This is a genomic window from Nitrospina sp. 32_T5 (genome assembly GCF_052156635.1).
Lineage (GTDB): Bacteria > Nitrospinota > Nitrospinia > Nitrospinales > Nitrospinaceae > Nitrospina.
Genome location: NZ_JBQKUO010000003.1, coordinates 486,223 through 507,346 on the forward strand (window position 1 = coordinate 486,223; position 21,124 = coordinate 507,346).

Sequence of the window (21,124 nt, forward strand, 5' to 3'; positions counted from 1 at the left end):
ATGATCCAGAAAGAACACGCACGCGACCTGTACGAAAACCTGATCCGCATCCGCATGACGGAAGAAGCCATCGCGGAAGAATACGCGCAGCAGGAGATGCGCTGTCCGGTGCACCTGTCCATCGGACAGGAAGCGGCGGCGGTCGGCGTCTCCGCCTGCCTGGAAGACACCGACGTCGTCTTCAGCACGCATCGCTGTCACAGCCATTACCTCGGCAAGGGCGGCAACCTGAACGCCATGATCGCGGAACTCTACGGCAAGCAAAGTGGCTGTGCCAAGGGACTCGGCGGCTCCATGCACCTCATCGACCAGAGCGTCGGCATGCTGGGCGCGTCGGCCATCGTCGGTGGCAGCATTCCGCTCGCGGTCGGCGCGGCGTTGTCCTTCAAAATGGACCGCACGAAGCATCTCGCGGTGGCGTACTTCGGCGACGGCGCCTGCGAAGAAGGCGTGCTTCACGAAAGCCTCAACTTCGCTTCGCTTCACAAACTGCCGGTGCTGTTCGTCTGCGAAAACAATTTCGTCGCCACCTCGTCGCACCTTTTGGCGCGGCGTCCGCTCGACAACATCCACGAGCACGGCAACGTGTTCGGCGTGCCCGGCATCCGCACCGACGGCAACGATTTGGGAGAGGTGTACAGCGCCGCGAAGCGCGGCGTGGCCCGTGCCCGCGAAGGACTCGGTCCCACGCTCATCGAAGCGCGCACCTTCCGCATGATGCGCCACGTCGGGCCGCAACAGGACAAAAGCACCGGCATCCGCACGGAAGAATTGTGGGAGGAATGGGAACAGAAATGCCCGGTGCGCCGCTTCGAGGATTTGTGCCTCAAGAACGGCTGGCTCACGCAGGAAGACATGAACGGTATCCGCAAGGGTATCCAGGAAGCAATCCAGGCGGCCTTCGAGTTCGCCAAATCCAGTGAGGACGCGGTATGGGTGTGAACAACGATCAACGGATTCTCAAATACCGCGAAGCGCTGAACGAAGGCCTGACGCAGGCCATGGACGCGGACCCGAGCGTGTTCGTCATGGGCTGCGGGGTGGACGACGAAGGCGGCATCTTCGGCACCACGCGCGCCGCGTTCGAAAAGTTCGGCAAGGAACGCGTGATGGACGTGCCGCTGGCGGAAAACTCGATTGCCGGCATCGGCGTCGGCTCGGCCCTCCTGGGCAAGCGGCCGGTCATCGTGCACGCGCGCAACGACTTCCTGCTTCTCGCCATGGACCAGATCATCAACCACGCCGCCAAATGGGAAATCATGAGCGGCGGCAAGATGCAGTGCCCCATGCTCATCCGCGCCATCATCGGACGCGGCTGGGGCCAGGCGGCGCAACATTCGCAGAGCCTGCAGGCGTTTTTCTCACACGTGCCCGGGCTGAAAGTGATGCTCCCCGCCTCCGCCTACGACGCCAAGGGCCTCCTGATGGCCGCACTGGAAGACACCGGCACCGTGCTCTCCATCGAGCACCGCTTGCTGTATGAGACCGAATCCCACGTGCCCGCAGAAAAGTACACCGTTCCTTTAGGCAAAGCCGCGGTGAAACGTGAAGGTGCGGACGTGACAATCGTAGCGTTTTCGTTTATGGTGAAGGACGCTCTGGACGCCGCAGGTCCTCTCAGTGAAGAGGGCATCGATGTGGAAGTCCTGGATCCGCGTTGCTCCAGTCCTCTGGATATGGACTGCATTCTCGATTCCGTGCGCAAGACGGGACGCTTGATTGTTGCCGACACCGGTTGGACCAGTTTCGGTATTACCGCGGAGATCGCGGCGCGGGTTCAGGAGCAGTTGTTCGATTCGCTCAAAGCCCCCATCCTGCGCGTGGCGCTTCCCGACCGCAACACGCCGTGCAGCGGTCCCCTCGAAAAAGATTTTTATCCCGGCGTGGAGGATATCTGCCAGGCCGCGCGCCGCGTCACCGGCGCCACCGGCGAAATGAAAGCCGGCGACCGCACCGCCCCCCTCGAACACTCCACCTTCCAGGGCCCGTTTTAAGGTTTTTCGTCGCACCTGTCTTTATTTTCGTTTTTCCTCGTTACCTGACCGTTTCCGCTTTTTATCCCAAAACATAGATTCTTCGCTTCGCTCAGAATGACAACGCCTGAGCCGGGGGCCAAGGGAGACCCTACCCCGTGGACGAACGATGAGGTTCCAAAAAAGGAAAAGCCATTGGTAACCTCCCCTGTATCCCCTCCTTGAAAAGGAGGGGAGGAACACTGTGGAGTGCGCCCACGGACCATCGAACGGGAAGGAGAGAATTAGCCATCTGCCTCCGGGTAAGCACCCGGAGGCAATAAAAAAAAATTCTTTGTGCGCTGGACGGCCATCGCAGAGACTGCCAGACATCAGCCCTCCGCCTTGGACGCAGCCCGCGCCCTCAGACCATCGTTCGCCCGCAAAGCAATAGCCCTCTGCCCCGGCCGTAGGGCCGCGCCTGCACAACTGCTTGAAATTGCAACACTGCCTCATTTTGTGACTTTGTTTTAGGCAGGCCCTGATGGCCAAAATCCGCCCCGGTACCTGTCCACAGCCCCGGAACACGCTCCAATCTGCTTGCCACCCCTCCCGTATCGCCCGATTTTAAAGGCCTTTCCGCGCCTCCCGCTTTATTTTGCAAAAATTTTCCGCGCACAGCCCGTTCCGGCACCGTTGTTGCGATAGTCCATGGCTTTAATCACCCGCATGGGAAAGGACCATCTGCAAGCATGAACAAGATCGAGGAATTGAAACTGGAAAAGGACGGGCTGGATATCAAAGCCGACATCGCGCGCTTCGCCAAAGAGGGTTGGGACTGCATCTCCGAGGACGACATCACGCGGCTGAAGTGGTACGGCCTGTTCCTGCGCAAACCGACTCCTGGTTTTTTCATGCTGCGCGTGCGCATTCCCAACGGCTACCTGCCTTCGTACCAGCTGAAGGCGCTGGCGCACATCGCCGGACGTTTCGGCAACGGGCAGATCGACATCACCACCCGCCAGCAGGTGCAGTTGCGTCACCTGAAAATCGACGACGTGCCGGCGGTGTTCGACCTGATGGACTCGGTCGGCCTGACGTCCATCCAGACGGGCATGGACAACGTGCGCAACATCATGGGTTGCCCGGTGGGCGGCCTGCACCCGAAAGAGGTCCTGAACGCCTCGCCCGTCATCGAGGCGATGAACGAATATTTTCTGGAGAACCGCGAGTTCAGCAACCTGCCGCGCAAGTTCAACATCGCCGTCACCGGCTGTCCGGACTCCTGCATCCACACGGAGACGCAGGACCTTGCGCTGGTCCCGGCCTCGCGCGAGGAGGACGGCGAGACGGTTTACGGATTCAACCTGCTTGTGGGCGGAAAAATCGGTTCCGGGGGTTACCGCATCGCTTCCCCCCTCGACGTGTTTGTGAAACCCGACGAGGCGGTCGATGTATCGGCCGGGGTGGTGACCCTCTACCGTGATTACGGCTACCGGGACGTGCGTACCCGCAATCGACTGGCATTTCTGATCGAGGACTGGGGGGAGAAGAAATTCCGCGAGATGCTGGTACGCACCCTGGACCGTGATCTGCCCCCGGCAGGCGAAGACCTGAGGAACGATCACGAGAACACGCACATCGGAATCTACCGGCAGAAGCAGCCGACGATGAATTACGTCGGCATGAAGGTGCCGGTGGGCCGCATGGACCACACGCGCATGGAAAAGCTCGCGGTGCTGGCGGAGAAATACGGCAACGGCGAGGTGCGCCTGTCTCCGGCGAACTCGGTGATCGTGCCCAACATCTCCGACAAGAAGCTGGGCGACTTTCTGGAAGAGCCCCTGCTCAAGGAATTCGATTACAACCCGAACGCGCTCATCAAGGGCCTTGTCAGTTGCGTCGGCAAGGACTACTGCGGCATGGCGACCATCGAGACCAAGGGCACGGCGATGGAGGTGGCGAAGAAGCTGGAGAAGAAGCTGGACGGCATCCGCCCCATCACCATGAACTGGTCGGGCTGCCCCGCCGGGTGCGGCAACCACCTGGTGGCGGACGTCGGGTTGATCGGCAAACGCGCGCGGGTGGATGGCAAGACGGTGGACGCGGTGGACGTGTTCGTCGGCGGTCGCAGCGGCAAGTACCCCGCGCCCGCGCTCAAGATCCTGGAGGACATTCCGTGTGACAAACTGCCGGACGTGCTGGCGCAGATCCTGCCCTACCACGCCCGCGAAAAGATGCACCCGGTGAAAAACTACAAAAAGAAAAAAAAACCGAACGCCGAGTCCCGGCCGAACCGGTCTTCAAGCGCTCCCGTGAATAAAGCGAACGCAGACGCACCATCTCGACTGCACGCGACGGACTCGGTCTACCAATCTTAGGGAGGCCCTATGTTTGATACGGACATTGACAATCTTTCCAATCAGGCGGAAAAGAAAATCGCATATTTGAAGCGCTCGCCGGGCGGCTACTTTCTGTTGTCGGCACTGGCGGGCATTTACCTCGGCTTCGGCATCGTGCTGATCTTTTCGATCGGCGGACCCATCGCAGCCGGCGGCGGCGGAGCGTACCTGAAACTCATCATGGGGGCGAGCTTTGGCATCGCCCTGAGCCTCGTCATCTTCGCGGGCTCGGAGCTGTTCACCGGCAACAACATGGTCTTCGCCGTGGGCCGTCTCTCCAAACGCATCGGCATCCGGCCCATCCTGTACCTGTTCGGCCTGTGTTTCATCGGCAACCTGTGCGGCTCGGTGTTTCTCGCCTGGCTGGTGACGGAAGGCGGCAGCCTTCCCGCTTCGTCGCAGGAATTGATCGTGAAAGTCGCGGGCATGAAGATGAACCTCAGCGCGAAAGAGGCGTTCCTGCGCGGCATCCTGTGCAACTGGCTGGTGTGCCTCGCCGTGTGGATCGCCCTGCGCACGAAAAACGAGTCGGCGCGGCTCATCATGATTTTCTGGTGCCTGTTCGCCTTCATCGCCAGCGCGTATGAACACAGCATCGCCAATCAGACCCTCCTGAGTCTGGCCATGTTCCTGCCGCACGGCGCGGAAGTGAGCCTGGGTGGGTTCATCCACAACCAGATCTGGGTGACGCTCGGCAACATGGTCGGCGGTGGCCTGCTGGTGGGCATGGTGTACTGGCTGGCGAATTCGCAACCGGAAACGCTGACGGAGCCCGAACCGGCCCTGATCCAGGAAACGCTGCAGGAAGAGAGCGCCTGAACCCGCATAGCCAATGCTGTCCTGTCTCCCGTTCGAAAGAAGGGGGTCGTCGGGAGACAGGATGGCGGCTTATCTTTTACTGAAAGTCCCCCGGACGGTCCCACCCTGATTTTTCTTTTACGGGGCTCCACCGTACCGCATACTGGTAGCATGACCCTCGTGCCGGAGACCCCCGACTCCCCGTTCAACCCGCTTGAATTTCTGGTGAGCTTTCTTTGGGGCCTGGCTGCGTTCGCCCTCCTGGCTTTCCTGTTCATCACCGCGGTGTTTCTCTACATTTACCTTGTATTTGACGTGCTCCCCTTCATCGGCCGCGAGTGCAAAAATTTTTCATGCCTGCCCTGATCTGAAGAACGCCCCGGGGTTTCCCAATGCGAGGAAATTTCAACACTTCTCCCACTCCAGTGTCCGCTCCCTCCCGCAATGAACCCATTTTTTTGCGCCCGGAACCGCATTTTTTTCTCACGGTATGCCGATGATGCCCGCATAATGTTTTCATGACCTGGCCGCAAGACACACCACCCCCGTCTGCAAAACCCCGGTTCCATGCCCGGGATTTTTTCAACAGCTACCTGTACGGCCTGTTCACGTTTCTGGGCATCGCCGCCATCATCGGGGGCATCATCGCGGTGTTTCTGTTCTACGTAATGGGAAAGATGTCCTGACCGGGAGCGACGCGTGAAACTGTTTCCACCCTTCATTTTTCAGACCCGCTGGAACGTTGCCGGTTTCGTGCTGGGATTCATCACCCTGCCCCTTCTGTGGTGGGTCCTCTCCAGCCTGGACAGCGAGGAGGCCATGATGCAGCGTTTTTACAAGTCGGAAGCGGAGTCGGTGCTGGGCGGCATTTACTGGACCTGCAAGATGCACTGGGACGACCACGATCCAAAAGACGAATGCACGCTCGAGATCATCACCAGCGACGATTATCCGTTCGAGCCGGCGGACATGGTTGAGTTCGAACTCAAGGGCAACGCCACCACCTTTCGCGCCACGGCCCGGCACACCGGCGATCCGCTCCGCATCGTTTACTCCATCGATGCCGACGGCAATATTCATGACGGCGCGCCCGGGCCGGGTTGATTTTCATTCCGTTCCTTCCAAGGTACAATGGCCGACGGTTTGAAGGCCTTGTTTCCAACCCGGGGTAGCATTTCATGGAACAAAAATCGGTATTCCGCCAGCTTCTTTCCGCAGGCCTGTGGGTCTCCGGAGGCGTCCTGCTGGGCCGCATGGCTGGGTTCGTGCGTGAGATCGCCATCGCCTCGCAATTCGGTGTCTCGGAGGACGCGGACGTGGTGTTGTTCGCTCTCACCCTGCCGGATTTCCTGATCAGCATCCTTCTGGGAGGCGCGCTGGCGGCCGCGCTCATACCCCAGTACCAGAGCCACACGCAAAAAGAGAAAAACGCCCTGCTCCTGCAGTCGGGTGCGGTGGTCGGGCTCATGTTCGTGGTGCTGGCGCTGGGACTGATCGGCGCCGCCGAATTCGTGGTCGCCGTGTTCGCACCGGGGTTCGAAGCCGAGGCGGCACGCAAGGGAGAGTCCCTGCTGTCCATCGTGCTGTGGCTGTTGCCGCTCACCGCACTGGCCGGGGTGACCACGGGGTTCCTGCAGGCACAGGGGCATTTCGCCGTGCCGGCACTGGGCACACTGATCTTCAACCTCACCCTGATCGGAGCGTTGTGGGGATTCCTGGACGGACCCAACGGCCTTGTTCTGTTCGCCGGGGCGATGATCGTGGGTGGACTCCTCCGCCTGCTGTCGCAGGTGCTGTGCCTGCCGAAGTACGGCGTGATGCAGGGCACGGCGCCGGGGTGGTGGATCGATAAAGATCTCCTGCTCCGCTACGTGCAGGCGTTGGGTGCGGGAAGCCTGTTGTTCCTGCTGCCGGTGATCGCCCGTGCGCTGGCGTCGCTGGAAGGACCCGGCGGGTTCGCATCGCTCAACTACGCAACCAAGCTGATCGACCTGCCGATGGGCGTCGGCCTCGGCGTGTTCTCCGTAGTATTGCTGCCAAAGATGTCCGAGTGCTTCGCCCAGGGACGCGATGAAGAGGGCGTGTCGCTGGCTCGCAACGGCGTGCTCGGCATCTTCGCCATCTCGTACACATTGATCCTGATTTTCGCGTGGTGGGGCGACGCATTGACGGAAATCGTTTACGGCTGGGGCGCGATGTCGGAACAGGATACGAAGGAGATCGCCTTCCTCGCCGCACTGGGCATGACGCTGCTTCCGGCACAGGGTGCGGCCACGCTTCTGGCCGCCACGGCGAATGCCAGAAAAGACACGGCGCTGGCCTTCCGTTCCAGCGTGGGGGGTCTGGTGGTGTTTCTGCCGGTGGCCTGGTTCGGCGCCAGCGCCTTCGGCCTGACGGGCATCGTTGGAGCCCTCATCCTCACCTACTGGGTGGTCATGGTGTATCAATCGATTCTGTTGAACCGGCGCCATGGCATTCGCCTGCTGGACGGCCCGCTGGCCCTGGACCTGCTGCGCATCGTCCTCGTCGGCCCGCTGACCCTGGCCCCGTTCGCATTGGCCACCACCGCTCTGGAATCCGGCCTGCCCGGTATTTTGCTGTTTGCGTCGCTGGCCGGAGTGACCCTGCTGTTTGCCAGCGGTGCGGCGATCCCGCGCTACCGCGAGTATTTGATCAACCGATTGCGTCCGCGTCCGGACGCCTGACCCGGAGTGCTATGAAACGCCTGTTCGACCTGACCGCCAGCCTGTTTGCCCTGACTTTTCTATGGCCGGTTTTTCTTGCGGTGGCCGTGGCCATCCGGCTGGATTCGGCGGGCGGCATTTTCTATTGCCAGGAACGGGTGGGGCTGGGAGGACGCTCCTTTCTCATGTACAAGTTCCGCACCATGGTGGCGGACGCGGACCAGGTGGGGTCGCACCAGACCGCCTTCGGCGACCCGCGCATCACATCGGTCGGGGTTTTTCTGCGCAAGACCAGCCTCGATGAGTTGCCGCAGCTGCTGAACGTGGTGACCGGCGACATGAGCCTGGTAGGCCCGCGACCGGACGTGCCCGCCCAACGCAGCGATTACACGGAGGAACAATGGACGAAGCGGACTTCCGTGCTTCCCGGCATCACCGGCCTGGCGCAGGCAACGAAGCGGTCGCTTGCCACACCACAGGAACGGTTGGCGCTGGATCTCGAATACGTCGACCACCAATCTTTTTGGTTTGATATGAAGATCATTCTCCTTACAATCAAGCAGGTTCTGAAAATCAAAAGCGCCAGCTGAACCAACCGAATGCGCCATGCCCGACCCCCGGCATGAAACAGACTCAAAATCCGGGTTATTTCTAACCTGCTTTCACCACCGGTCCGGACTGACTTGACCTCTTCACCTGCCACATCTCAACCCTGGAAAGAGTATGCAGGCCTCACCGGCGTCGCCCTGCTCGCGCACGGGCTGGTGCTGGTCAACGATGGCAACTACGCCGATGGCTGGCTGTTCAACTTCTTCGCCGAGCAGGGCGACTGGGACCGGATGAAAGCCATGTGGTACGAGATCGGGAGGCCGCTGGCCTACTGGTGGGTGTCCCTGCCGTTTGAAAATTTTTTCAACATTTACCTGTTCAAGTTTCTATCCTTACTCCCCCTTGTGCTGGTGAGCTTCATCCAGTTCCATTTCCTGCACCGGTTCACACCCTTGTCCCGAAAAACCGCATGGTTCGTCGCCGCCTTCACGTTGTGCTGGCCGTTTTACCACATGATCGTGTGGGGCGCGTTTTCCGATCACATCCCGCCGGTGCTGTTCTTCGGCGGCTGGCTGTTGTACTTCCTTCATCTCGAGAAAAACGGGAACCTGTTTTTGAAAGGAGCTTCGATCGCGCTCCTTTTCGTTTCGTATTTCTATCAGGCGTTTCTGGTGTTTCATTGCGTGATCGTCCTCGTCCTGTTTGCGTACACGATGGGCTACCCGCCGCGTCCGGCATGGCCGGAGATCCGGCGGCACTTTCCCGGTTTCCTGAAAACGCACTGGGCGATTGTGCTCGTGCCCTTCGTTTTCTTTTTTGCCAAGCCGTACCTGTTTCCCGTGGTCGGCCGGTACGCTGGGTATTACAGCATCGACTTCCTGTCGCTCAAGACGCTGGCGTTTTTTGCGGGAAGCATGGCCAACGCGCTGTTCGCTCCCATCATCGGGCTGGGGGCGTATTATGCCTCGGTTCCCCTGCTGTTGATCGTCCTTGCCGTCGCGTACCGCCTCTATAAAAAAAAGAACACCGGGTTTGGAATGGTGCCCTCCGCACGCCTTGGATGGTATCTGGCGGTGGGGTTGGTGTTGATCGCCTCCCTCGCTTACGCGCACGCGGCCAATCACAAGATGGGCATGCTGCTGTCGTACCAGGCCCGGCACAACCGGCAAATGGGGCTCGGTGCGGCGTTTCTGACCCTGGCGATGATCGGCTACATCGGCAACCGGTACGCGCATCTCCGCTGGCCGCTTGCACGCTTTCTGGGTTTTTCCGCATTGGGGGTCCTGGTATTCATAAATATCAGCATCTATCTCACCCAGCAGGCGCACTGGGCCAAGAACCAGGCGGTGATTCACCAGTTGAAACAACACGAACCGCTTCCCGGTATCGGCATGTATTTCATGACCAACCACCTGCCGATGGGCATGGGCGTGGATTACCATTACACCGAGGTGTCGCTGACGCTCAACGCCGCCTGGAGAGGGGAGCGCTTCATCGGTGTACCGCCTTACCTGCAGAAACGGCGTTACGACCGCGAATGGGTGGGCATCGTGCTGAACGAACTCAAGCAGGGAAACAATCCCCTGCCCGCCTCCGACGCGTATCTGAACGAACCCATCGCCCGCACCGCCATCGCCCGGCGCATGGAAGCGGAGTGGGAAAAGGGGTTGGGGTTTCGTGCCGGGTCAAAGAATTACCGGCCGGGTGGGTGCCTGGGTGAAGTCATCGTTCACCCCAGGGAAGACATGGCGGAACCGCTCGTCGCGCTTCGTTACTTGTGGAAACGCATGACGGCACCGGAACGCCTGCCCGCACTGTACGATCGCCTCGCCGCAGTCGATTTAAAACCATTGGGCATCGACGCCACCGGCCAGTTGTGCCCGTTAGAGGGAACGTGACTTATGTTCTATTCCGGTTCCATGAACAGGAAACAACCGTGAACGTTTCCGGCTCAACCGAAACCACGCACTGCCGCTACCTGTGGAGCCTCGCCGCGCTGGGCGCCGTCGCCCACGGTCTGCTCCTGGTGAACGACGGCATCTTCCTCGACGACTGGTTTCTGTGGCTCCAGATTTTTGAAAACGACTGGGCGGGCTTCGAGAAATTCTGGCGCGACCTCGGGCACCGTCACCTCATCCCCTTTTACGACCTGATGTACAGCAGTTCCGCCGCGCTGTTGCTGCAGGGATTCCTCCAGGCCGCGTCGCTGATCCTCATGGCGCTCAGCCTGTTCGTCATCTACACGCGCACCCTGCACCTGCCGCCCATGGCCGCGTGGTTCGCCGCGGCGTTTGCGCTCACCTATCCGTTTTTCTGGATCTCGGTGCACCACCTGACCATGCACTACACGGTGAGCATGGGCCTGTTCTGCCTCGGCTGGGCGCTGGTTTTCAACTGGCAGACACACCGCATTGTGAAAGTGCCCGTTGTCGTTCTTCTGCTCGGTTTGTCCATGTACACCTACAACTCGCTGCTCGCGTTTTATTTCGGGTTCGTGGCGCTGGCGTGGTACGGAACGCAGGTGCGGGAAGGCCGCCTGCAGGCACCCTTCATCTCCACCCTGCTTCCCTTTGCGCGCCGGTGGTGGCCCATGTTCTTATTTCCCTTTGTCGTGTACGTGTTGAAGCGGAAGCTGTCGCCGCCCGGCGGCTTCAACCAGAACTACAACGAGCTCATCTTTTTCACCAAACCGTTCGGCGAAGCGGTCGGGACCTTCTTTTACATCATGCAGAGGAACCTGGTCGGAGCGGTGCGGGAGACCATCCGCATCTTCCGCCAGTTTCCGGGGTGGTACTGGCTGGTGTTCGCGCTGGTGGTGTGGGGCGTGGTGACGCTCTGGAAACGGCGCGGCGCCGAGGCGAATCGCGCGACACTCCCAACCGGCTGGTTGAACGCGCGGCTCGTCATCGTGGTGGCGGTGCTGCTGACGCTCAGCATCGCGCCCTACGCCATGGTCGGCAAAGGGGTCTATTCCGAGTGGGGTTATCGCCACACGTTCCTGATGTCGATTCCGCTGGGGCTGTGCTGGGTGCTGATCCTCGCCGCCCTGCCGCGCTTTTTTCCGAAACTGCCGCCGCAGTTTACGGGCGTCGCACTGAGCGTGTTCCTCATCCTTTTCACCTGCGGCCTCGTCTACAAGTACAACAAGATGCTGGTGCGCAGCGCCGTCGATCATGCCACCATTGAAAGCTTGAAGTCACAGTCGCCGCCCGCCGCCGGGACTTTGTTGTTCTTCGAGACGCCGCTGTACACCAAACGCGACGTGTACCGCCGGTATGAGTTGTCGGGACTGCTCTACCGCGCTTACGGCGGGTTGAAATGGTACGCCGTGCATGACCGGAACGCGCGCACCGAAGCTCACATCGAACAATTCATCCAGCAGGGACGGGAATTCGATGACAGGCTGTTGTGGCAGGTGTGGGGCAAGACGCCCGATGTGCGGCCCAATGGTTGTGCCGCAGTGATGAGGGTGGTGCCGGGAAAGGAAGGCGTCTCCCCTCTTCTGGGACTGCGCTACGTATTCACCCGCTGGTTCGCGGAGGACCGCATGCAGGAGTTCCTTCAACCCGTTCTGCAGGTCGAATTCGAATCCCTCCCGCACCCAGGGTGCACCAGGTAGTGACGAAGAACATCAGGCAAAGCTCTTTGCTTTGAAACGGGATTCCTTGATGGGAATCTGGAATTCGCCCAGTTCCACCTTGGATTCCTTGAGTGGAATCATCTCGATGCTGGACTCCTTCGCGCCAATGCCGTCGGAATACTTTGCGATGTCAATGAAGTCGGTGGGGTTGACGAACCATTTCCAAAGCAACCGCATTAGCGGAATCTCCCAGTCCATCCAGTACAACCGACGTTTCCAGCGGAACTGGATGAACTTGCTGTACAGGCGGAACACAAACTTGGGGATGGGGAGTTTCTGCCCGTAGCGTTCCGCCGTCTGCACGAACAGGCTGGTGAAATACAGGAACCGGATGACCCGCACCCTCTTGGCGTCCAGCCACGGCCGTTCCTGCTTGCCGCGCGTGATGTTGATCCAGCCCTCCAGCGTTTCCGGCTCCTTGAAATCGTAATCGCGGATGACCTGATAAAGCATTTCCGTTCCGGGCAGAGGGGTGACGGGAGAGAAGCTGTTGATCACCGCCTTGGGATTGGTGTTCATGATATGGAGCGCGAGGTCGATGGTCTCGCCGAGTTCATCCAGTGTTTCATCCGGGAAACCCACCATGAAATTCACCTGGCAGTGGATTTTGGTTTCGCTCAACCGGCGGGACACTTCCTTGACCTCGTCCACCGTCTGGTTTTTTCTAATCCGCTCCAGAATGCGGGGCGCGCCGGATTCGATGCCCGGCATGGCGTAGATCATGCCGCACTGTTCCATCTTCTTCAAATCGACGCGCAACAGATCGTTGACGCGGCCCTGCACGCCCCAGGTGAACTTGCCGTTGATGCCTTCGGCGATGTCCGTCGCCCACTTGGCATTGACCAGGAACTCGTCGTCGAAAAGCAGGATGTGATCGAGATTGAACTGGTCCACCGTCCAATGCAGATCGTCCAGCACCCGTTTGGGCGACATCATCCGGTACTTCGAGGTCAGGATGGGTTGCGAGCAATAGGTGCAGGGGAACGGGCACCCCCGGCTGGCGATGAAGGACAGCAGGCGCGACACCCCCGGATAGAGATACGAGGAAGGCGTGGTGTATTCTTCCACATCCACCAGGTGCCAGGGCATCCGTGGCAGGCTGTCCAGCTCCAGCGGCGTGCCCGCCGGTGTGGAATAAATCCGGCCGTCTTTCTTGAACGTCAGCGCCGGAACTTTTTCCAGATCGGGCGACGGGCCGGTGATTTCATCCACCAGCATTTTGAAGGCGACTTCGCCCTCGCCGCGGATGACGTAATCGATGTAGGGCTTGGCGACGGTTTGGGCGGGATACAGGGTAGCGTGGAGACCGCCCCACACCACGGGCACGCTCAGGCGCGCCTTCACAAATTTACTTATCTCAATACCATGATAAATTTGGGTGCCGGTCAGGCTGGTGATACCAACGACGCGGGGTTGTGTTTTGAGAGCGGATTCGAGGTCGCCCCAGAAATCGTCCGTCGCACGCTGGTCGATGATCTGGACCGAGTAGTCCTCCAAAAGAGGCCCGGCGATCGCCAGCAAAGACAACGGCGCGGTGATGGTGACCCCGCGGATGTCATTTCCGGATGTTGGAAACACCAGCAAAACGTCAGCCATATCCCCCCTCCAAGTCGCCCATGTTTTAAAGAAAAAAAGCCCAAACAAAGCTAAAATATTTGCTTATCCGAATCAATAAAAATAACAAAAAAATATGAAAATAATTGAAGGATTTCTAAATTTTTTACTACTTTTTAATTGGTTTTTATTTTTTTATTCAGTATCCGATTTGGAATATCATCGGAATTCATATTATTTTTGACTATAAAAAGTGGAGCCTGTTTTCACCTAAGTTATTTGGAAATTTACATCCTCATTACGGACACCTAAAATTGAACAATTCAATTTCTATTGGAAACCTTTACTCAACTCCCTGTTTATTCCAGCAAGGATCGAGCAAAATTCTTTTCATCAATTTTGCAAAGTTTTTCCAATCTGGAATAAAATTCATTCGATTTGTTTAAATCGAATTTAAAACAAAGTCTGGAGAAATAAATATGGATCAGAAAACAAAAACCTGGGAAGGGGAGGAGATACCGTATTCTCCAATCCTGATTAAAAAAAACGGAAAGTTTTATTTTCTTTTAAGGGAGTTGAGCCTGATATCAAGCGGTGATTCAGTGGAGTCCGCCTACCAGAATCTTCTTAAAGACCAAGAGGTCAAACTGAAAACGTTTCGGGAAATCGACGGCATGGATCACTTGCCCACCCCACTCAATTACAAGCAAAATGAAATGAACAAGCCGTTAATGGATAATTATAAAATTCGCGTGATTACGGATCTTATTAAGTTTTCTGTTGTTGCCCTCCTTTTTGCTTTTGTTCTTCAATTTGGAATGAAAGGTGTGATTTTAGATGTAAACAAAATCATGAATTCTGAAATTGGAGCCGCAAAGAAAAAGTTAAAGGCCCACATTTTGGACCCGGTCAAAGTAGACCGGAATAATGAAACCTTGATCAATGGGATTAAAAACTATAAGCCCGCCATCCAGGAGTTTCTTTCACTCTTACCCATTCAACAACTGGAATCGCAAAAAAAACTTACCGATGATAAAAGGCCATAAAGATGTCGGGCCTTTTAAGCCAAACTGTAAAACAAATAAACCCTATAACTCCAATCAAAAAATGGCCGTAAAGAAGAAGATGATATGAAGAAACGTACTTGAAATAAACCTCATGGTGACCTTTCGGAAGTGGAATTGCCTGGAAATTTGGGTCCACTCTATGGATCGCCGTTTCGTTTCCATTTACCCATGCCTTCCAATCCTCATCAAAATTTTCCAGTCTCCATAGAGTCCCTTCCTTTTCCATATTCACATGTACTTTCAACTCACTGACATTACCTGTGGGGATTGCAGTAACTTCCCCTAGATATTCCCGCCTATTTGAGTCATCAATGATTTTCCAAGTATTTTCCTTGGGCAAAACCTTCAGTATGCCTCCCCTTCGATTAATTAAATTATCCTTATTTACAACATAGCCTTTGGACAAGTCTGAAACATTTACCGGAAACAGGTTTTCTCCTACTAAAAATTTCGCAAAGTCTTTCTGGATATAAAATGCATAAGCAGGGTGGTGAACGCTCCATGCGGCTGTTTTGTTTAAAAATGGATACAAATTGAAAGGCATGGGCGACAATTTTGAGGGATATATGTTCCAGGAAGTGGGGTAAATAAAGTTTTCCAATTTTTGGGGTTGGATTTGTTCCCGCTCGGTCACCATACCCGCATTAACAGAGAAGCCTATTAACTGGACACTTGCGACAAGGATCAACCAAAATCCACACAAATGACGTATCCCGGCTTCCTGAAAACTTATAAGATAGCTAATCAAAGTAAGAAGGAGAATTGACAAAACAAGGTAAATCGTTAAGCCCATACCAGTTAAATAAGATAAAATCAGTGAGGAGCCCGCAATCGCCATCAATTTTTTTCCGAATGAGATCCTTTTATCTAATAAAGCAGAAAGCCCCAGCAGCCCTCCCATCAAAACGCAAAACGTCGCCAGCCGCCCGAACGGAAACGCGTTTCTCAACATATCCAAAACCGGCACGTTCTGAACCATCCATTGCCAAAGCGGCGTCCCCTCCCCCAGACTCAAAAGTGCAAGAAACACGGCCATCATCGTGAACAGGTGATTGCGTATCAGAAAGAAAGAGGCCAAAAACCCCAACCCGGGAAGAATGCCCAGGTAAAACGTATTGTGGGTGGCGGTGTAAACGTCCTCCGGACGGTCCTCGAAAAAATCCACGATCTTTTTATAATGCTCAGGAAGAACGGATACGCTGGGGATGTAACTCCTCTCCCCCAGCTTCCCCCCCTGAGTGAAACCGCGCGTCGGTGAAACATAATCCCGGGTCTCGGCATAAGAGTAAAAAGCAGATCCCGCCGCCAAGGCGAACAACGCCACTCCCAGGGCGATGGCTTTGGGCTGCCCCAGAAACGCACGCGTTGCGATTAGAAATTGTTTTCTATAATCAGGCCAAATTCCAAACAGACAGGCCAGTGACGCCAGTATCAGAAAGGTGCCGATGGCGATGGAATGATACAGTGGGATGTAATATGCTGCGGACATCCCCAGCAATACGAAAAAAAACACCACGTTTTCCACGCGCCGGGTTTTATAGAAGTGGATCAGGAAAAACAGCAGGTAGGGCAGAAACGTGAGATACATCAAACCTAATGGGCACCCGAGTTCGGATTGAAACATCCCGCCAAACACCATGGAGCCGAACCCCAGAAGGCAGATATAAAAATTGGGATTCAAAAGCCGGATCAAAAGCAGGGAACCGGTGCAGACATTCAAAAAGGTGAAGACAAAAACCAGGTTGAAAAATTCCCGGCTGGAAAGGTCCAGTCCGAACAACCCAAACAGGTAATGGCAGAAAAAGGTAGGAAAAACATTGAGGAGATTGTTGAATACGGCAATCGGCTGGCCGCCGCCGATATAGGGATTCCAGCCAAATTCGTTCCCCGATTCCAGCCATTGCCGGAGTATGGTCGCAAACAGCTCCGTGGACCAGAAGGAGTCGTGATAGACCCCGGCCTCTCCCAGAACAAAATCATGGTGGATGAAAAGAAAGAGAAGGTAACAGCCCAGGGCCGGCAGGACGAAGGGGCGGGTCAACGGCCAAGCATAAATAGGCAGGAGCGCCACAACCAGAATCAAGGAAACCGCAATAATAATGGAAAGCATCCTACCGATTCACAAGAGGTGGAGAGGTTCCAATGGAAATCCAGCTTGGGAAATTCTATCTCATAAATTTGACTCCCTGAAAAAAATATTTCCCTTGCCCGAATCAAGGAAACTTCCCGTTCCCCGGTTTAAGGTATTCCCGCACCCAAAATAATGCATGTTCTGCATGGTATTGCACCCGCCCCGTCATTCTGAAATAATTGCCGGGCCTGAAGATTCGCGGTATAACAGAGACCGTATACGAATTTGTTTCCTTATTATTAGCGTCTCCCATTCTCACCGTTTCTTATGACCGATTCCAACGTGGTGTATATCGTCCACGCCATCGACACCGAAGGGCCGCTTTACGAACCGCTCTCCGCCACCTTCGAGCGCCTGCGCGACACCTTCGGCATCGGCCTCGACCCCACCCACGCCAACCTGGAGAAGCTGAAGAGCAAACAGGTGCCGCTGGACGGGCGCGAGGACGTGGTCGCGGATTTCCTCAACCCCTTCCGCATGAAATACCACGAGACGTGGGCCAGCCTCGAGGCCATGCTGGCGAACATCATGGGCGACAAGTTCCGCCGCGAGCTTCCGGATTCGTTCGGCGGCGGCTGGGTTTACAACTGGCACTGCGTCGACCACGTGGGCTACACCTCCAACCCGCGCCACAAGGACCTCGGATTCCACAACATCTCCGACCGCTACGAGGAGTTCCTCGACAAATACAACAGCCGCGACCGGGACGCCATCGAGTGGCACTTCCACCCCATGTCCACGTACCGGGAGGCCCACCGCTGTGCGACCTCCTACGAAAACTCGCCGCATCTGCACGAGGGACTGTGCCGCAAGATCATCGAACGCCATTTTTTCCCGGTGGTGTTCCGCGCCGGGTTCCACACCGAGCGGCCGGACAGCCACTGGTTCCTTGAGCAGTGGATTCCCTACGACTGCTCCAACATCGCCACCGACAACGCCGAACAGCGCGAAGCGCAGAACGATCTTCGGAACGGACGCTTCGGCGACTGGCGCCGCGCCCCGGCGGACTGGTCCATTTACAATCCCGATTTTTACGATTACCAGAAACCCGGCTCGTGCCGCCGTTACATCGCGCGCTTCCTGAACATCGACAGCCGCGTCGCCCGCATCACACAGGAGGAAGTGGACAAGGCTTTCCGCCGCGCCGCCGGGGGCGAGCCCACGCTGATGGGCGTGCTCAGCCACGACTACCGCGACATCGCCGTCGAGGTGAACCGGGTGCGCGAGTTGATCGCCGACGCGGCGAAAACGCATCCGCAGGTAAAATTCCAGTACTCCACCGCGCGCGAGGCATTCAAACAGGTGGTGCACAAGGGCCGGCACGAAAAACTTCAGCTCGACGTGAAGCTCGATAAAACCGGAAGCAACTTCCACCTGGAAGTGAGAACGAAGGAAAGCCGGGTGTTCGGTCCGCAGCCGTACCTGGCCATCAAGACCCGGAGCGGCCGCTTCATCCACGACAACTTCGATTTCGGTCTCGATGGCCAAAGCTGGCATTATGTGTTCGATGCCGACAGCGTGCTGAGTTCCGACCTCGATGTCGTGGCCGTCGCCGCCAACAACCGTTTCGGCGACACCTTCCTCGAAACCATTCCGGTCGCACCGTGAGCGCCGACATGGACCGCAGGGAGTACTGGAACCGCAGTTATCTGGAGTACTGGAAACAACGGGTGGAAGAGGCCGACGACCGCGCCGCCGAAAGCAAGGTGATACCCAAAGATCCGGTAACAGGGAGCGACCGGGTGATCCGGGACCTGTTGACGCGTCATCCGTTTCGCAAAGGCAACGTGCTCGAGGTCGGGTGTGCCTGGGGACGCTGGTTCGCTTTCTACCGGGAACACGGACTGGAGGTGCACGGCGTGGACATCTCGACCGCCATGGTCGAGGCGGCGCAAAAGGACTGGCAGGGCAAGGAAGGAATCGGTTCCATAAAAGAAGCCGAGGCCGAGGCGCTGCCGTTCGACGACAATGCGTTCGACAATGTCACCTGTCTCGCCGTGTTCGACGCGACTTACCAGCACCGGGCGCTGGCTGAAATGTTCCGCGTCGCCCGGCCCGGCGCGCTCCTCGTGGTGACGGGCAAAGGCGACCGTTATTTTGAAGACGACACCGCAGCCCTGGATGCGGAAGCGGGAGCGCGGCGCAAACAGCATCCGAATTTTTTTACCGACGTCCCGGCGATGCTGGAACAGGTGACCGCACAATCGCACAGGCTGCTGTCCGCCTATTACTTTCCGCGGCGCGGGGATTTCGGGCAGAGCCGTTTCGTCACCGAAACCGAAGACCCGTTTTACGAGTACATGCTGTTTTTTGAAAAAGGGGAGCACCGTTTTTCATTCACGCCGTTCTCCGCGGACCGCTCCCAAACTTTCAGTGCCGTGCGCGGCACCGGCTGAGTCTCCTCGCGCCGGTTCAAGCACCGGCCCATCACTTCGGGAACCCGTCATGGACCTGTCCTTAACCCGTCCGGAACTGCTTCAGTTCACCGTCGACCAGCTGAACCATTTCTTTCCCGATCCCCGCCCGGCCCTGCCGGACGAAATGCAGAAGGCCTTCGACCAGTCCCTCGAGCGGCTGGAGCACTGCTTCGCTCATGTACGCAATCCTTATTTCCATAAAGACGGCGCGCCCCGGTTTCATCACCTGAACTCCGACCAATACGCCATGTACCTGTACACCCTCTCGCGCGTCCAGCACGAAAACGGCGGCGACCCGTCGCTTTGCGAAAAGATTTTCTACCTGAACAAAACCCTGCACGGTCTCGACTGTTTTTTCTCGGTACAACTTCCCGACGTGTTCCTGTTCATGCATCCGCTGGGAACGGTGCTTGGCAGGGCGGAATACGGGAACTACTTTTTCGTCTCGCAGAACTGCACGGTGGGCGACAATTTTGACGGTGAGTACCCGCGGCTGGGGGAAGGTGTGGCGCTGTATGCCGGGGCGTCGGTGATCGGCGCCTGCGACATCGGCGACAACTGCGAGATTGGAGCCGATGCCACCCTCTACAAAAAGAAAGTGGAAAGCGGCAGCAGGGTGTTCGGGAAACATCCCCACAACGCCACCCGCCCCGTTTCCACCGATGTCAAAACCAAACACTTCCGCTGACCCCCGCCATGGCCGCTAAGAAGAAAATCCTCTGCATCGCCTACGGCGGCGGCCACGTGAACATGATCGTTCCCGTCGCCCGCGCCCTCCGTTCCCGGCCGGAATATGACGTCACCGTGCTGGGACTCACCACCGCCGGCGCCGTTCTCGAACGGGAGGGCATTCCCCATATCGGCTTCCGCGATCTCGTCTGCGACGGCGACGCCCCGGCTCTGGACATAGGCGAACGGCTGGCGGAAGGCCTCTCCAATCCCGCCGTGCCCCACGCCGAGACCGTGGCCTACCTCGGCCTTTCTTACTGGGACCTGGTCCGCAAGCACGGCGAAACCGAAGCGGCGCGGTTGTATGAAGAAAAAAACCGCCGTGCGTTTTTGCCCACGACGGTGTTCGAACGGTGGTATGGGGAAGCGCAACCCGACCTGGTCGTTGCCACCAACTCACCGCGTGCGGAACGGGCGGCCTTGACGACGGCTTCCGAAATGGGCATCCCTTCGGTGTGCATCGTCGATTCCTTCGCCCTCATCGAATACGAATGGATCCGCGAAAACGACTACGCCACCAAAGTCTGCGTGTGGCTCGATTCCATCAAGGACTTCCTGGTGGAAAAAGGCAGGAACGCGGAGGACATTTTGATCACCGGCAACCCGGCTTACGATTTTCTTGCAGGGGAGAATCTCGCACCGCAGGCCGAGGAACTTCGGAAACGGAAAGGCTGGAATGGACGCAAGGTCATTTTATGGGCCTCCCAGTTCCTTCCTGCGGTGCATCCGCGTACAGGAAAACAAGGCGACCCCGATCTGCCACGCAAGGTGGATGCCGCGCTGTTCGATATGCTGGAACGCCACCCTGACTGGCAGCTGGTCTTGCGCCTGCATCCCAGCGAAACGCGCCCGCTTGCATCCCTACCGGACCGCGCGGAGTTCAGTCCATTGACCGACGACCTCAATGTGCTGTTGAAAGCTACCGATGCGGTGGTCTCGTTCACCTCGACCGTCGGGGTCAAGGGCATGCTGCTGGGCGTCCCGTTCATCACGCTCGATTTTTCCGTGTATGCCGACGACGCGCCGTTTTCTCAACTGGGCCTCGCCCGCGGGGTGAACAAGCTTGATGACCTGGAACCGGTATTGGCGGAAGTGCTGGAAGAACTCTGGAAGCCCTCCGTGTCTCTTCCCCATTTCGGACGCGCCACGGAAAATATCATGGATGTCATTGCATCCCTTCTTGCCGGAAAAAAGGGTTGAT

18 protein-coding genes are annotated in these 21,124 nt (G+C 57.4%); 16 read left to right on the forward strand and 2 right to left on the reverse strand.

From position 1 onward, the window contains the following. The 11 genes from ACTRW9_RS10555 to ACTRW9_RS10605 all read left to right on the forward strand — a co-directional run bounded on the left by ACTRW9_RS10555 (position 1) and on the right by ACTRW9_RS10605 (position 12,004). Positions 1-942, forward strand: a complete 942-nt coding sequence (locus ACTRW9_RS10555) for a thiamine pyrophosphate-dependent dehydrogenase E1 component subunit alpha (protein WP_442429298.1) — start codon at positions 1-3, stop codon at positions 940-942. Further along, a complete protein-coding gene (locus ACTRW9_RS10560; RefSeq protein ID WP_442429299.1) occupies positions 933-1,994 on the forward strand; it encodes an alpha-ketoacid dehydrogenase subunit beta in 1,062 nt (353 codons plus the stop codon). Before ACTRW9_RS10555 ends, ACTRW9_RS10560 begins: the two co-directional genes overlap by 10 nt. A 710-nt stretch (positions 1,995-2,704) precedes the next feature. After that, the gene (locus ACTRW9_RS10565; protein ID WP_442429300.1) at positions 2,705-4,333 is read left to right on the forward strand and encodes a ferredoxin--nitrite reductase; all 1,629 of its coding nucleotides are present in this window, start codon (positions 2,705-2,707) and stop codon (positions 4,331-4,333) included. Between the two features lie 9 nt (positions 4,334-4,342). Next, a complete protein-coding gene (locus ACTRW9_RS10570; protein WP_442429301.1) occupies positions 4,343-5,173 on the forward strand; it encodes a formate/nitrite transporter family protein in 831 nt (276 codons plus the stop codon). Positions 5,174-5,323: 150 nt separating this feature from the next. Continuing rightward, positions 5,324-5,518 carry a hypothetical protein gene (locus tag ACTRW9_RS10575; RefSeq protein ID WP_442429302.1) on the forward strand — a complete coding sequence of 65 codons (195 nt, stop codon included), beginning with the start codon at positions 5,324-5,326 and terminating at the stop codon, positions 5,516-5,518. A gap of 152 nt (positions 5,519-5,670) precedes the next feature. Further along, complete coding sequence (locus tag ACTRW9_RS10580; RefSeq protein ID WP_442429303.1) at positions 5,671-5,838, forward strand: hypothetical protein; 168 nt, start codon at positions 5,671-5,673, stop codon at positions 5,836-5,838. Between the two features lie 13 nt (positions 5,839-5,851). Then, positions 5,852-6,256 (forward strand): hypothetical protein, encoded by a 405-nt coding sequence (locus ACTRW9_RS10585; RefSeq protein ID WP_442429304.1) that lies wholly within the window; start codon positions 5,852-5,854, stop codon positions 6,254-6,256. A 74-nt stretch (positions 6,257-6,330) separates the two neighbouring features. Then, positions 6,331-7,857, forward strand: coding sequence for a murein biosynthesis integral membrane protein MurJ (murJ, locus tag ACTRW9_RS10590; protein ID WP_442429305.1), 1,527 nt, complete (start codon positions 6,331-6,333; stop codon positions 7,855-7,857). 11 nt (positions 7,858-7,868) lie between these two features. Next, a complete protein-coding gene (locus ACTRW9_RS10595; RefSeq protein ID WP_442429306.1) occupies positions 7,869-8,426 on the forward strand; it encodes a sugar transferase in 558 nt (185 codons plus the stop codon). Positions 8,427-8,519: 93 nt separating this feature from the next. Then, positions 8,520-10,283: a hypothetical protein gene (locus ACTRW9_RS10600; RefSeq protein WP_442429307.1), complete on the forward strand. Its 1,764-nt coding sequence runs from the start codon at positions 8,520-8,522 to the stop codon at positions 10,281-10,283. Positions 10,284-10,321: 38 nt separating this feature from the next. Then, entirely contained in the window at positions 10,322-12,004 is a 1,683-nt protein-coding gene (locus ACTRW9_RS10605) for a hypothetical protein (protein WP_442429308.1), read from the forward strand. Between the two features lie 12 nt (positions 12,005-12,016). Here the strand turns inward: ACTRW9_RS10605 and ACTRW9_RS10610 are convergent, their stop codons facing one another. Beyond that, positions 12,017-13,621, reverse strand: a complete 1,605-nt coding sequence (locus ACTRW9_RS10610) for a B12-binding domain-containing radical SAM protein (RefSeq protein ID WP_442429309.1) — start codon at positions 13,619-13,621, stop codon at positions 12,017-12,019. A 437-nt stretch (positions 13,622-14,058) separates the two neighbouring features. Between ACTRW9_RS10610 and ACTRW9_RS10615 the strand changes: the two genes are divergently transcribed. Then, complete coding sequence (locus ACTRW9_RS10615; RefSeq protein ID WP_442429310.1) at positions 14,059-14,625, forward strand: hypothetical protein; 567 nt, start codon at positions 14,059-14,061, stop codon at positions 14,623-14,625. Here the strand turns inward: ACTRW9_RS10615 and ACTRW9_RS10620 are convergent. After that, positions 14,603-16,756, reverse strand: a complete 2,154-nt coding sequence (locus ACTRW9_RS10620; protein ID WP_442429311.1) for a hypothetical protein — start codon at positions 16,754-16,756, stop codon at positions 14,603-14,605. The genes ACTRW9_RS10615 and ACTRW9_RS10620 overlap by 23 nt on opposite strands. A gap of 288 nt (positions 16,757-17,044) precedes the next feature. Here ACTRW9_RS10620 and ACTRW9_RS10625 point away from each other — a divergent pair, with 288 nt between their 5' ends. From ACTRW9_RS10625 to ACTRW9_RS10640, 4 genes are read left to right on the forward strand one after another with little or no spacing between them, the layout of a single operon-like run. Beyond that, positions 17,045-18,385, forward strand: coding sequence for a hypothetical protein (locus tag ACTRW9_RS10625; RefSeq protein WP_442429312.1), 1,341 nt, complete (start codon positions 17,045-17,047; stop codon positions 18,383-18,385). After that, a complete protein-coding gene (locus tag ACTRW9_RS10630; protein ID WP_442429313.1) occupies positions 18,382-19,173 on the forward strand; it encodes a class I SAM-dependent methyltransferase in 792 nt (263 codons plus the stop codon). Before ACTRW9_RS10625 ends, ACTRW9_RS10630 begins: the two co-directional genes overlap by 4 nt. 49 nt (positions 19,174-19,222) lie before the next feature. Further along, the gene (locus ACTRW9_RS10635) at positions 19,223-19,882 is read left to right on the forward strand and encodes a serine acetyltransferase (protein WP_442429314.1); all 660 of its coding nucleotides are present in this window, start codon (positions 19,223-19,225) and stop codon (positions 19,880-19,882) included. Between the two features lie 8 nt (positions 19,883-19,890). Then, positions 19,891-21,123 carry a UDP-glycosyltransferase gene (locus tag ACTRW9_RS10640; RefSeq protein WP_442429315.1) on the forward strand — a complete coding sequence of 411 codons (1,233 nt, stop codon included), beginning with the start codon at positions 19,891-19,893 and terminating at the stop codon, positions 21,121-21,123. Position 21,124: the final 1 nt, after the last annotated feature.